At 41.9% G+C, this 13,430-nt stretch carries 14 protein-coding genes; 2 read left to right on the top strand and 12 right to left on the bottom strand.

Features of this window, described 5'->3' with window-relative positions:
- Positions 1 to 1,202: 1,202 nt before the first annotated feature.
- From C1721_RS12405 to C1721_RS12350, 11 genes are all read right to left on the bottom strand, one after another.
- The gene (locus C1721_RS12405) at positions 1,203 to 2,567 is read right to left on the bottom strand and encodes a replicative DNA helicase (RefSeq protein ID WP_102408566.1); all 1,365 of its coding nucleotides are present in this window, start codon (positions 2,565 to 2,567) and stop codon (positions 1,203 to 1,205) included.
- A gap of 4 nt (positions 2,568 to 2,571) precedes the next feature.
- The gene (locus C1721_RS12400; RefSeq protein WP_102408565.1) at positions 2,572 to 3,027 is read right to left on the bottom strand and encodes a hypothetical protein; all 456 of its coding nucleotides are present in this window, start codon (positions 3,025 to 3,027) and stop codon (positions 2,572 to 2,574) included.
- Between the two features lie 327 nt (positions 3,028 to 3,354).
- Positions 3,355 to 3,717: a hypothetical protein gene (locus C1721_RS12390; protein ID WP_159063580.1), complete on the bottom strand. Its 363-nt coding sequence runs from the start codon at positions 3,715 to 3,717 to the stop codon at positions 3,355 to 3,357.
- Positions 3,718 to 3,999: 282 nt separating this feature from the next.
- On the bottom strand, positions 4,000 to 4,893 hold the full coding sequence (locus tag C1721_RS12385) for a sulfotransferase domain-containing protein (protein WP_102408562.1): 894 nt from the start codon (positions 4,891 to 4,893) through the stop codon (positions 4,000 to 4,002).
- 62 nt (positions 4,894 to 4,955) lie between these two features.
- Positions 4,956 to 5,777, bottom strand: a complete 822-nt coding sequence (locus C1721_RS12380; RefSeq protein ID WP_102408561.1) for a glycosyltransferase family 32 protein — start codon at positions 5,775 to 5,777, stop codon at positions 4,956 to 4,958.
- A gap of 28 nt (positions 5,778 to 5,805) precedes the next feature.
- Positions 5,806 to 6,498 carry a glycosyltransferase family 52 gene (locus tag C1721_RS12375; protein WP_159063579.1) on the bottom strand — a complete coding sequence of 231 codons (693 nt, stop codon included), beginning with the start codon at positions 6,496 to 6,498 and terminating at the stop codon, positions 5,806 to 5,808.
- Positions 6,499 to 6,784: 286 nt separating this feature from the next.
- Positions 6,785 to 7,930, bottom strand: a complete 1,146-nt coding sequence (locus tag C1721_RS12370; protein WP_102408559.1) for an N-acetyl sugar amidotransferase — start codon at positions 7,928 to 7,930, stop codon at positions 6,785 to 6,787.
- 31 nt (positions 7,931 to 7,961) lie between these two features.
- On the bottom strand, positions 7,962 to 9,035 hold the full coding sequence (locus tag C1721_RS12365; RefSeq protein WP_102408558.1) for an N-acetylneuraminate synthase family protein: 1,074 nt from the start codon (positions 9,033 to 9,035) through the stop codon (positions 7,962 to 7,964).
- Between the two features lie 31 nt (positions 9,036 to 9,066).
- Entirely contained in the window at positions 9,067 to 9,738 is a 672-nt protein-coding gene (locus C1721_RS12360; protein WP_102408557.1) for an acylneuraminate cytidylyltransferase family protein, read from the bottom strand.
- Positions 9,739 to 9,759: 21 nt separating this feature from the next.
- Positions 9,760 to 10,005: a DUF4248 domain-containing protein gene (locus C1721_RS12355; protein ID WP_102408556.1), complete on the bottom strand. Its 246-nt coding sequence runs from the start codon at positions 10,003 to 10,005 to the stop codon at positions 9,760 to 9,762.
- Positions 10,006 to 10,098: 93 nt separating this feature from the next.
- Positions 10,099 to 10,902: a glycosyltransferase family 25 protein gene (locus C1721_RS12350; protein WP_102408555.1), complete on the bottom strand. Its 804-nt coding sequence runs from the start codon at positions 10,900 to 10,902 to the stop codon at positions 10,099 to 10,101.
- Between the two features lie 145 nt (positions 10,903 to 11,047).
- On the opposite strand from C1721_RS12350, the gene C1721_RS12345 reads away from it, so the two are divergent.
- Positions 11,048 to 11,473, top strand: a complete 426-nt coding sequence (locus C1721_RS12345; protein ID WP_102408554.1) for an HU family DNA-binding protein — start codon at positions 11,048 to 11,050, stop codon at positions 11,471 to 11,473.
- Positions 11,474 to 11,487: 14 nt separating this feature from the next.
- Complete coding sequence (locus tag C1721_RS12340) at positions 11,488 to 11,964, top strand: glucosaminidase domain-containing protein (protein WP_102409445.1); 477 nt, start codon at positions 11,488 to 11,490, stop codon at positions 11,962 to 11,964.
- 472 nt (positions 11,965 to 12,436) lie between these two features.
- Here the strand turns inward: C1721_RS12340 and C1721_RS12330 are convergent, their stop codons facing one another.
- On the bottom strand, positions 12,437 to 13,429 hold the full coding sequence (locus C1721_RS12330; RefSeq protein WP_102408552.1) for a glycosyltransferase family 10 domain-containing protein: 993 nt from the start codon (positions 13,427 to 13,429) through the stop codon (positions 12,437 to 12,439).
- Position 13,430: the final 1 nt, after the last annotated feature.

Below are 13,430 nucleotides of genomic sequence, written 5' to 3'. Positions count from 1 at the left end.
CGCCATCTCATCCTGATTGCAGGGTGTTTTTGTTTAGTATGAGGTTGCGGGTCAAGCCCGCAATGACACGCTATTTGAAACTAAAGCCAACCTCCCTGTCTTGGCGGACTTGATCCGCCATCTCATCCTGATTGCAGGGTGTTTTTGTTTAGTATGAGGTTGCGGGTCAAGCCCGCAATGACACGCTATTTGAAACTAAAGCCAACCTCCCTGTCTTTGCGGACTTGATCCGCCATCTCATCCTGATTGCAGGGTGTTTTTGTTTAGTATGAGGTTGCGGGTCAAGCCCGCAATGACACGCTATTTGAAACTAAAGCCAACCTCCCTGTCTTGGCGGACTTGATCCGCCATCTCATCCTGATTGCAGGGTGTTTTTGTTTAGTATGAGGTTGCGGGTCAAGCCCGCAATGACACGCTATTTGAAACTAAAGCCAACCTCCCTGTCTTTGCGGACTTGATCCGCCATCTCATCCTGATTGCAGGGTGTTTTTGTTTAGTATGAGGTTGCGGGTCAAGCCCGCAATGACACGCTATTTGAAACTAAAGCCAACCTCCCTGTCTTGGCGGACTTGATCCGCCATCTCATCCTGATTGCAGGGTGTTTTTGTTTAGTATGAGGTTGCGGGTCAAGCCCGCAATGACACGCTATTTGAAACTAAAGCCAACCTCCCTGTCTTTGCGGACTTGATCCGCCATCTCATCCTGATTGCAGGGTGTTTTTGTTTAGTATGAGGTTGCGGGTCAAGCCCGCAATGACACGCTATTTGAAACTAAAGCCAACCTCCCTGTCTTGGCGGACTTGATCCGCCATCTCATCCTGATTGCAGGGTGTTTTTGTTTAGTATGAGGTTGCGGGTCAAGCCCGCAATGACACGCTATTTGAAACTAAAGCCAACCTCCCTGTCTTTGCGGACTTGATCCGCCATCTCATCCTGATTGCAGGGTGTTTTTGTTTAGTATGAGGTTGCGGGTCAAGCCCGCAATGACACGCTATTTGAAACTAAAGCCAACCTCCCTGTCTTGGCGGACTTGATCCGCCATCTCATCCTGATTGCAGGGTGTTTTTGTTTAGTATGAGGTTGCGGGTCAAGCCCGCAATGACACGCTATTTGAAACTAAAGCCAACTTCCCTGTCTTGGCGGACTTGATCCGCCATCTCATCCTGATTGCAGGGTGTTTTTGTTTAGTGACATTACTCTGAGTCAAGAGAAAAGTGACGCAGAATAATCGCTAAGGCAACTCATTGCCGGATTATACCTGAATCTGGCAATCCCCGTTGCCCCGTTCCGATTCTTGGCAAGAAGCAACAACCCTACGCCCCGCAGATCCTCCTTTGTATTCTTGTCGAAAGTAATATTATACTTCTCGGCACGGTAAACGAACGTTACCACATCCGCCACCTGTTCGATAGCCCCCGAGTTACGCAAATCGCTCAACACCGGGAAGTGCGGAGCCGGACGCTTCTCGCTCTCACGGTTCAGCTGCGCCAGCAACACGACAGGCACCTGCATCTCCTCCGCCATCAGCTTCGCCTTACGGGCTATATTTCCCAAGGCCAGGTCGGTAGTTTCCTGCAACGTGTTCTTTGCAACGCCTATGTTTATCAGGTTCAGATAATCAATAAAAAGCAAGTCCAGTTTGCCCTGCTTATGCAGCATCATCGCTTTGGCGCGCATATCGTCTATCGTGTCCGAGCCGCAATATTCGATAGTGAGCGGCAGGTGTGCCAACTCCTCCTGAGCCTTCCCCAGCAACCCCCTCTCCTGTTCATTCGTCCCTTTATAGCGGAGACAGGCGGAATCCACACCGCTTATCATGGAAAGCAACCGCGTACCTATCTGATCCTTGCTCATCTCCACGCTAAAGAAAGAGACTGCTTTTCCGCTCCGTGCCGCCCGCAAGGCCATCCACAAAGCTACGGCCGATTTTCCCATGGAAGGACGGGCGGCCAGTACCGTCAGTTCGCCTTCAAACAAACCGCCTGTCAAGGCGTCATACTCACTCAATCCGGTAGCGATGCAACTGTCGTCGCCCTGTTCACGCCTCCACTGGTTGCCATACGAAATCTCCAGCACCCGCAAAGCAACACTGCCGGCATCCTCAATAGAAGCCTCCGAAGCCAGTTCACTCCGCACCCGGTCGGTCACATCGTCTATCCCCTTCAGAAGTTCCGGCACTTCCGCATCCGGCAGCGAAGCGGCCAGTTGTTTCTCCTGCAATTTGGCGGAAAGGAAACGAAGCAGATACTTCCGGACGATCTCGTTGGCATGCCACACGATATGGTGATCGGTACGAACCGCCACCAACATTTCCGACAGGAACGACAGACCGTTCAAGCGGTCGTAAGCCGCCTTATCCAAGCGTTCCATTTCATTCTCCACCGTCAGCATATCTATTCCCACCCCTTTGTCCATCAAGGAAAGAATGGAACGGTAAACAAATCCCAAGTCTTGGTTTCCGAACATCTCCGCACGCAAGCGGCCGGACACATCATAAACCGAACCCGGACGGCTCAGCAAACCGGCTATAACTGCCTGTTCTGTCAACATCAATTGATTCTTTTCCATCTCCTTATGCCTCTCCTATCATTTGTGAAGGTGAATACAAAGAGGACGCACTTTGAAAAAGGCTTATATCCTGATCTGCCGGAACATTGGAAACATGTTCCAGGCTGCCATAATTAACAAGAATAATGCGTTTGTAATTGCCCAAAGTTTCTATACGTAGCAGATTTTGTTTTTCCAAACGGTTCAAATGCTTACTTACACGACGGCGCTCCACCCCCGTCCGTAAAGCTATTTCCTTGAGTGAAGTAATCCATTCTCCACGATGGCAAAAATAAGTAAAGTCTCCTATAAAGACCTCTCCTTCACCAAAGTTGGCAAAGGTTTGAACGCATAATAAAACATTTGATAATTCCCTTAGTTCCAAGTTTGGCGAAAATAAAGCTTTCAACTCACTACGGCCTACATTGAGATACCCACACTTCCGAACGTCGGAAGTAAACATTTCCTTTCGTTTTGTCATTTTTTTTGGCTTATTTGTTACTAAATAAAACGTGACAGGTAAAATGACAAGTTTTCGACATAGTTAACTATATAATTCACAACAGATTTAGTCTGGTTACGATCCATTACTTTGACAACCGTTTGTACCACCCTATATAATATAAAATTAATAATATAATAATTAATACATAAAAAGGCTTCTGCAAAAAATTTTCAAATTCGGGATACATCATTTTACCTTTCACCGGCAAAAGTACCTCCAAACGTCTTCCGGCCGTAGTAGGCGGAATATGAGAAAAAGCAAAACAAGACAAACTCACATTCAGCCGATTAATAAGTTAAAAACTCAACATTCGTACTTTTTATAACTCTTAAAAAACTGTAAAACATCTTCATATTCACCCAAATCGTCGTACAAAGATCGCAGAAGCGTTGAAAACTTGTCGCCCGTATTGAATACGGCATACAACGAACCGGCCAGTTCCTCCTTTGTCCCTTCATACATTCCGGTGCGGTATAATACCGACATCACGGCCAGAAATAATTGCTTGTTGTTCACAACGGTCCGTTGCACGTCTAACACCTCCGGACTATACCCCAGATAAGCAAAAATCTCCTCTCTATAAACCTTAAAAAATTGCTTCGAAAACTTCCTCCAGCATTCTTTCGATTGCTGTTCGGGCTGGCGTAAAAACAGGGCACATTCCATAATAATCAACTGTTTATTATCACTCTTTTCTATTGCTTTCCGGAATTGCGGAAACGACAACCTGACGCCTCCCAGACTATAAAAAATTTTTTAGTAATCATTCTTCGTAAATTTAAGGCCTCCTGCCAAATCCGTCCTGCTTTGCTTTATTCTTTCTTAACACATTGTTTTTCCTCTTCCAAAGGATATATCTTTTGTACTTCAAAGACGGGACTTTTACTCGCAAAAGAGCAGACTTTTGAAATGTTAAGACGGGACTTTTGCTTTCAAAAGATAGCTCTTTTATTTTCCCCAGTCCATTCTACGGCCTATCATTTCAAAAAAGCGTTCGTTCCAAGGTGCAAAAAATTCGTTTAGTTTGCTGCGGCAATTTTCAGGAAAAGAAAAATGATATTTTCCTATATTTTTATCTGCCAACGCATCATCAGGCCAGTCTATATGCGGGATTTCCAAAAATTCTTCTATCCTGTACAGTGTTTGTTTCCGGTCTTGTTTAAGTTCCTTATCTTCCAGTATCAATATTTGCTCCGGTTTAAAATACCGATAATACCGTTCGAGCTGTATGCTGTATATACCTCTGCGCAAAAAGTCGGGATATTGGAATGCCGATGACGACACGGAACCGGTTTCCTCTATTTTGCGCAATTCTTCATCAATGAACCATGAAAAAGGATAGTGTTCCGCATCTTTCAGCCGGCTCATGTATTCTCCTTCCGGATCTTCCCAAAACAGACGATTTACCTGTGCGTAATTATAATCCATCATATATTCCGAGAAAGCGCGTCCTACCGGCTCACGAACCATAAAAATCAGTTTCATTTTCGGATTATATTTATAGATCCGTTCCGGCACTTCTTCCAGGTAGCAATATTCGGTGGTCGCGTCAAAAAATAAATAGTTCCTGTCAAATATTTTTCTTCTCGGAAACATATTCTGCATCAGACGCCATGTCAAATTATTCTCTATATAGAACTTAGAAAAGAACCTCGGTTCTTTTCCTCCTTGCAAGGAGGAGCAATCAGGATGTATTTTCAAAAAAGAAGCCAAAGAAGTTGTTCCGCATTTTTGTCCTCCTATTATAGAAAATTGTATCTTTTTTCCTCCCAGTAAATAAACAAACGTATAATAGAGAAATAAGGATAAAATGCTCACTATCTTGCGCCAAAAATAATTCATTTCTTACTATATGTTTTTATTTCTATAGCCGCTATTTCCTGATTATCGGTTAGAATAGAGACCTATGCATTCTTAATTTCCCGAATAAATTTCCGTTCTTCAGTAAATATCCAATAATATAATACAGCAAAAATACGATACTTACTACATAATAAACGAGCCAACCTTCTCCTTAATCTTTCATCTTTTCTTCGTGCTAAAACACCGTCAACCAGCCATGATTGTTCCCCTAAATGTATTGCTGAAGTTCGGAAGCTCACCATTTCCCATAATGTTGCAAAAGTAAACGGAGTATATATAACGATATTGTCTTTTAAATACTGATCTTCAAAGACATCATACTTAAATCCCCATTTTTCAGCGATGCTGGCCATAATCTCCGTAATGATATTTATCCCTTTAATTTTTCCGTTTTCCAACCTAATGGATTTATCGCTATAATAGTCCAAACATTCTTTTATCCACAAATTTCCGGCTTCAGCTCCCATTATTGCACTTTGAATACCATACCCTTGGTATTTCTGGAACCTGTCTTCATCATTTCTACGATGCCATACCTTCCACAAAAACTCGACAGAACTAAATGCCGACCATTTTAAATATTTATCAAAACGCTCGAAAACCATAACATCCGAATCTAAATAAATTCCTCCTTCCGTGTATAACACGTATAAACGTATATAATCTGCCGCAAATGCATATTTGCGGCAGGCATATGCCTGCTCTACAAACGGTACACTTTGTATATCAAATCGTTCCTTATCCCAACAAATAATTTCATAATCCGGCATTATCCGTTTCCATGAATTTATACACTGCCGGATATTTGCAGGCAGAGGATCACCGCTTAACCAGCACCAATGAATTTTTTTAGGTATAGCCATTATTTATCTATTTATCGTTATGTGTTATCTAACGCTCCCACAAGTAAGAAAATCCGCTAATTACTTTTTCCACGTTATCGCCAAACGCATAAATAGCAGTGGAATTTACGGTTATTACAGTTTTAAAACGTCCTTTCTTATTCAGAACCAAAAGCTCAACAGGGAATGGAGAATTTATAATACAAGCATCCGGAAAATACATTCTGTAATCCGTATTTTCCCGGGGATGCATTTTAATAACCAATTGCTTTTCATCATACCCGGAAACCAAGCTTTTATAAATGCTTATTTTATCATCAAATGAAATCAACTGATCTTCCGAAAGAGGCTGGGTAAGCAATAAAATAGTCCGTGACTCAATTTGTTTAAAAACATCGATATTCGGCATAAGCAACGAGTTTATCATCCTCTTTTCTCCCTCACTCTTTTTTTCCCATAAAGCCTCCAAATCAAATATCTCAACTTTATTAGCGAGATCTTCGGGCACAGGCAAGATGCCGGACATATACACTTTTTTTACTTTTTTTGAGTAACCATGAATAAAATCCGGTTTCCCATAAATTATTTGTTTAAACCATTTCGGACTACCACGTAATTCATTTGGATAAATATAGTCCTTAACTCCCTCTTCCAAATAAGATACATGAGCGAATCTGTCTTTAATCAAAGCTGTAAACAGAAAATCACCTGAGATATAAACATCAGCTTCCGAAAAAAACATGGAATATATTCGAATAAAAAATGACTGAATAAGGATTTTATATCTCTTATTCGGCACCAATCTGAACGGCCAGGGTATTCGACATTTAAAAGCAATGCACTCCTTCACTATAGGACAATAAATAATAAACAGTGTTTCCTCTATTTTATAGTGTGTTAAAAGTAAATACTGAAGTATTCCATATAAATTAACCACATAAACAACCGACTTATAGCTTCTAAATATTTTCATATTAACCAGGCTGATACTTTATTTTTTAAAACGGCATCCGATTCGGGCAGAGATTTTAGAACAGGGCCGAACGTTTGCCTTCTACCATGCCTACCCCAACTTCAAATTTCTCGTGCCATACACCATCACGATCCTGATAAAAAATATCACGGTTATACCATTTATCCATAATTTTCCAAAACTCACGCGGAGTCATTCCTGTATAGGCAAGATATCCGTCAATTATGCTCTGATCCAGTTTCTTATCATGTTTTTTCACTAACGGGATCATCTCCTCACGCGTACAATGGCCGGCGCGAATCCAACGGCAAGCCATTTCTGTTGCGGCAGCATGGCCGAACTTAATATATTTGATCCATCCGCTCAAAGCATAGGCACTTGAATCGATATGGTTGTAGTTCTCCAAAGTACCCTCACGCATGTGCTCATGATCAAGATGACGGAATCCGAAGCGCTTGGCTACTTCATAATTGTGATGGGCATCCCACGGCACATAATAGCTCATATAGATGGCTTCCATTCCGGCTGCATCGTATTCTTCAAGAGTCATCATTCGGGCAGAGTTCAGTTCTTCTTCCGTTACAGAGCCATCCTCCAGCAATTTGTTCCAAACAGGCTTCACTACATCATTAGCCATCTGCATCCGCGCCGATGGGGTTTCGTAATCGTATTTACCGCCATACGTGTAATTGATATTTTCGCCATAAACCAGCAGTTTCAATCCCATTTGGGCAGCCATACGGTAAGGAAATGCGTAAATCAAAGCATCAATATACCAGGCAGGAGAGCCCATTTCTTCGAATGTTTTGCGGGCCATCAATTTTGAGAGACGGGTATTAGGTTGAAGATAAATAAGATCCACACTAAATGCTTCGGCAATGTTGTCCAGGTTTTTACGGCCTGTATCAGTCCAATCATAATTACCGACCGACAATAAAACAGGATTCATTTTCATGACCTCCTTCATGTAATAAAGTTGATAAATTGAATCTTTACCACCGGAAGCTGCCACTGCACAATCATACGATTTACCATTGCAACCTCGGTATTTGTCGCATAAGATCCGAAGTTCTTCCAAACGGGCATCCCAATCTGTATGCTTTTGTTTTTCAAAATTATTGCAGGCAGAACACACACCGTTTTCATCAAATTTAATGCCCGGACGAAGGTCTGTCATCAAACATTTTTTACAATACCTCATTTCAATAAAAATTAATTTTTATTGAACCAGTCTAGACTGGTTCAATTTCAAAAAACACCATTTCATCTCCAATCATTTCTTCCGATAACTGAATATCTTCATCTATATCGACCAAAGCTTGCCGGCCTAATATACTTTCGTACGATTCCGCCAATATTCCATTCATTCCAGGACGTTTCACCCATATATTTTCACGGGTAAACAGCTCTCCTTTTTTTACGGGACGGATTGTCACTACCGTGGCATACGCAAAATCAATCGTCACCTGTTCTTCCGGTAAGGGGGCTTTATGCCCGCCAAGCATACGATGGATAATCCGGCTTTGCCCGATTAAATCGTGTGCCGTCCTTTCATCCATAGAACAAACAATATCAGGTCCTTCACGATCCATCCGGTCTGTAAAATGACGCTCTACAACAGAAGCTCCTAAAGCAACGGCAGATAAACAAGCCAGATTGTCTGTTGTATGGTCGGACAGACCATATACCTTATCAGGGAAAGCAGCAGACATTTCCATCATCGCACCCAAACGGACCAGATGAGATGGCGTAGGATATAAATTTGTAGCATGAAGTAAAATAACCGGCACTTTATACCGGTCTAAGATATCCACTGCTTTACGAATACTTTCTATAGTATTCATCCCTGTGGAAAGTATTACCGGTTTGCCTATCCGGGCTATATATTCAATTAAAGGATAGTTATTACATTCTCCCGAACCAATTTTAAAAGCGGGAACATTCATTTTAACCAAACGTTTGGCAGCCGCACGTGAAAAAGGCGTACTGATAAAGATCATGCCTTTAGACTCCACATATTTCTGCAAACGAATTTCATCTTCTTCCGATAAAGAGCAACGTTGCATTACTTCATAAATAGAAACCATTGCATTTCCCGGAATAACATTCCTGGCAGCGGCACACATTTCATCATCAATAATATGTGTCTGGTGTTTTAAAACTTCAACGCCTGCACGAGCTGCGGCATCAACCATTTCATAAGCCAATTGGAGGTTTCCTTCATGATTAATCCCTAATTCGGCGATAACCAAAGGCGGAAAATCCTTCCCAATACGACGACCTGCTATTTCAACATAACTCATCATTGCTATATTTGTGTTATTTTGCTATGACTAATCAGACCTTGTTCCGGCAATAATACTCCACTTCCCTAAAATCTCTTTCCGTATCTATATCCAATGTCCCGTAAATATGGTCGACAATCATCGGATATAAAGTATCGCCCATCAGTTTACCTTTCAATATCAGTTCCGTTTGAGCTATATAAAGCAATCCGTTTTCATAATATAATGTTTCCATATCCTGGCTTCGCTGACCAAATGAATAATTCCAGGGTTTAAAGCCGTTATTAATTATCCGTCCCATTTTCCGGACAAAGGGAGAAACAGTAAACAGACTGTCGTAAAGGCCGGTTTCCAATATCCTGCATGCTTCTTCCATCATCCCTTCCGGACGTAAAGGGTTTGTGGGTTGCAAGACGATAACATATTCAAATTTATTTCCGCAGGAAATAAGTTCAGATACAGCATGCTGTATAACCGTATCCGTTTTTGTATAAGCGTCTGACAATTCAGCCGGACGATTAATAACTTTAGCGCCATACCGGTATGATATAGCCGCTATTTCCGAATCATCCGTTGAAACATAAACCTCACTTTCCGGCAATACTTTATGGGAATACAATATAGAGTGAGCAACTAAAGGAATACCAATCAAATCTCTGACGTTTTTCCGAGGCAAACGCTGAGAGCCTCCCCGGGCAGGAATAATGGAAACATATTTATTCATATCATTAATTTGTATTCAGCATCACGATGGTTCACCCAAAAAGCGTATAATCTGCATAGTTTGCAACGGAGTGAATTTACGTTGTCCTTTCCGCCATCCGGTATTATGCAATGCTTCTGTTAACTCTTTATTATATGCAATCCAGCGGTTCAAAGCCTTTTGTGCGGAATCGGGCTGGAGAGAAGGATTATACATTAATCCCAACTCGGTAATACCATAACTTTTTATCTTAAACTTGCTGTTTTCAAATTCGTCTTGATTAACCATATATATACTAGTTTCATGCCATTTACTATCTTATAAAGATAAGCAATAACAAACAGAAAAACAATTAATTAAGAATAATTATGCTCTTAATATTTACAGTCCGTTTGATTTATCTATGTAACGGGAAATCCTAAAACGCTTCTTCCTCATATTCCCTAAAAAGCCCAAAATATCACCCAAAAGATAAAAGAACTGGCAATATCTGCCATATATGCGATACTTTATGTATCTTCTTGATTTCCGGGTGGATTTAAATTCCCCGCTAAAATTGATTGTTGAGTTAAGAGTTTCTAAAGTGAAAAATAACTCAGGAGATGGTGTATATATGGTTATTCCCATTCTACGAATGGCATACCAATCATCCGCTACCATAGAAGGAAGTTCATCTTTTTGCAATATCTTCATCGCCGCTTTCCTGTTGATGATATAAGCATGCGTAGCAAAAGCTGTATGAACAGGATAAAAATCAAAACCGTTTACACGTTGCCTTCTGTATGTATACAAAAGACAACGAGATGAGCTCAGTATAACATCCGCTTTGCCGGAAATTAATTTCCGGCAAGCTTCATAATATGAAGCCATTTTTTCGGGATATAAAAAGGTGGCGTCGTCCTCCAATATCAACGCATACTCTTCATCCGACTCCAAAAGCTTCCGGTAGCATTTACGATGGCTTAAGGTACATCCTATTTCGCCCATTAACGGAATACGGCCGTGGTAACGATCCATAAAATGCTCAGTGTCAAAAAGCCGTGGTATTTCCTCGCCGGGCAATTCACGACCATCCACAGCCTCTACCAATTCGATGTCCAGAAAGGGAAATCGGGCCGTTTCTTTTAAGATATGCTCCCGACGGTCTACCGACCTTTTTAAATTAACGATATACGTTTTCAACATTCTTATATGTTATTTTTATATTTATTAGGAAATAAACAGCATTATCCGGAGCTAACCGGATATAACCGGATTCCGCCTTTTGACGTTGCCGTATCTTTGAGCTGTCAAAACAAACCAATTTATTCACTTTTAAATTTTAATATTTATGCCATTAACGTATCGTTTAGTTCAAAGACCGGACATGCACAAAGATGCCGACAAAGATGCCAAGTTGTATTATGCCCAAGTCCGTTCACAACAAAAGCTGAGCTTTGAAAAACTGTGCGACATGATTGCCGTACGAAGCACCGCTTTTACCGGAGACGTCATGCTGGTTATCGAAGGCCTGCTTTCCGTCATGGAAGAGCGCCTCACCGAAGGCGACATTGTCCGCCTGGGCCGGTTGGGTAATTTCCGCATCGTAGCCGGCAGCCAGGGAACCGAAACCGAGAAAGATTTCAGTGTCGCCTTGTTTAACAAACCCCGCATCGTCTTTTCTCCGGGAAACATGCTTAACAGCATGAAAGGCAAGGTTAAATTTGAAAAAGCCACTGTGGTTGAAAAAGAATGCGACCGTCCACATGCCGTATAAAACGCCTCCTGATCATGCAAAAAAACATCTTCATCAACCGTTTCCTGCCTGCCGCCACGCAGGCGGGAGACCGGTTCAAACTGAATCCGGCCATCATCCTGGCGCAAGCTGCCATTGAAAGCGGATGGGGCGAAAGCTATCTGGCAAAAGTGCATCATAACTTTTTCGGAATTACGGGCTACGGCAAACCTAATCTGTATTGGGACGGCAGCAAAACCGAACCGGCCGGAGAAGGAGGCCCTTCGCATTTACTGTTCCGTATCTATGAATCCGAATTGCACAGCTTTATGGACTTCGCCCGTTTGATACGGTCGGCCTACCCTATTGCCGCTTCCATGAGTTTTCATCCGGAGGCCTACGCTAAAGAGATTGCTTACAGCAAATACATTAGCGAAGTAAACGGCGACAACCGGGAAGCTTACCGGGAATTGGTAGTTAAACTCGCTGCGCTCGTTTCGCTTCACTGCGTTTCGCTAGTAGTTAGTAGTTAGTAGTTGGTAGTTGGTAGAAGAAAGTAGAAGAAGAAAGAAGCTTCCAACTACAAGCCACCTCCGGTGGCTACCTACTAACTACCATCTACTAACTACCATCTACTAACTACTATCTACTAACTACTTTTAAAAAAAAACATGAAACCATTACAAGCTATTCTAGACTTTCTTCTTTCCGTTGCCGGTATGTTTTTTCGGTTCCAACGAAAACGTAAATCCGATAAACCTTTGGTTGACGGTACTGGCTGCCCTGTGTGTTTGCCATCAGAACCAAGAAGTGGCACTAGCTGCCATCGGAGCGATACTGGCGCTGTCGAATCCGGCCCCCAAACAACCCCGGTAAACCTGCTAGGGTGGGCTATGATTGCTAGCGCTGCCGGCGGCTATCTACTGAAACTGGCAAGTTCGCTGTAGCCGGAGGTAGATTTGAAGACCGGAGGTGTGTCGGATTATTGACATGCCTCCAGTTCCTCTATCCCAAATTTGTCCACCCCCCTTTCAATTTTCTTTTCACTCTACTTTTCACGATGGAAAGCAAAGGTTGAGGCAATTCCAATCTTTGTCGTTTCGATTGTTCTACCTTATTCCATCCATATTTAGCCCTGCGATAGGCCTGTTCTAACGGTTGGTTAAAGATAGAATCGTAAAAATCGAGAAGACGTTTTTTCTCCTGGCTCTGAAAATCTTCAAAACTGTCTCCATAAGGCCAGAACGGGGCCGTTACCTTTTCAAGGTACGCATCGTCGTCATTATCCAGGCGGATGATTTCTTCTACAGCCTCTTCGACGGACGAAAAATTCATTATATTAACAAACGAGTTCGGATTATAATCCGAACTTATATGGGGGTTCCCCCAATAAACCGGCAATGAATGAGCCTGGAAAGGATGAAGTATTTTTTCCGTTGTATACCCCGGCATACTGGAATTTTCGATAGCCAATGAAAATTTATATCCGCTTTGAAACTGTATTTTAGGATCCCATCCTTGCGGAACGGTAAATCCCATATTATTTAATAAAGGACCGGCTGAATCCACTTTCTTATATTTAGACAATTCATTGAAAAAACGAACCCTGAAAGGATCGGCGCACCAATTATTGCCGTAAATAAAATTACAAAACTTACGGTTAAGCAAGTCCTCTTTAGATAATATATTTACTCTACCGTTTTTTAAGTATTTATAAATATCGTTGCTATAACAACGCATTGCCCGATCTCCATATACACACTCTGAACAGGTTGCGGCATAATCACATTCATTAAAATCAGGTTCTACATTTTCTCCGGACCAAAATATTTTAACGCAATCTTTATATTTATAATGCTCTCTGCCAAAACAGGAATAAAATAAATAATCTGGATGTTCCGTGTCTATTATCACTTCATAATTATCCTCAAGCAATGGAGGACGAAAGTTTGGCCAAGAGTCCAAATCAGTAAATGCGCAGCGTATTGTTCTTTTCATA

The sequence above is a fragment of the Parabacteroides bouchesdurhonensis genome (assembly GCF_900186615.1).
Taxonomy (GTDB): Bacteria; Bacteroidota; Bacteroidia; order Bacteroidales; family Tannerellaceae; genus Parabacteroides; species Parabacteroides bouchesdurhonensis.
The sequence above is the reverse complement of the archived record's forward strand: the minus strand, read 5'-3'. Positions and strand labels throughout refer to the sequence as shown.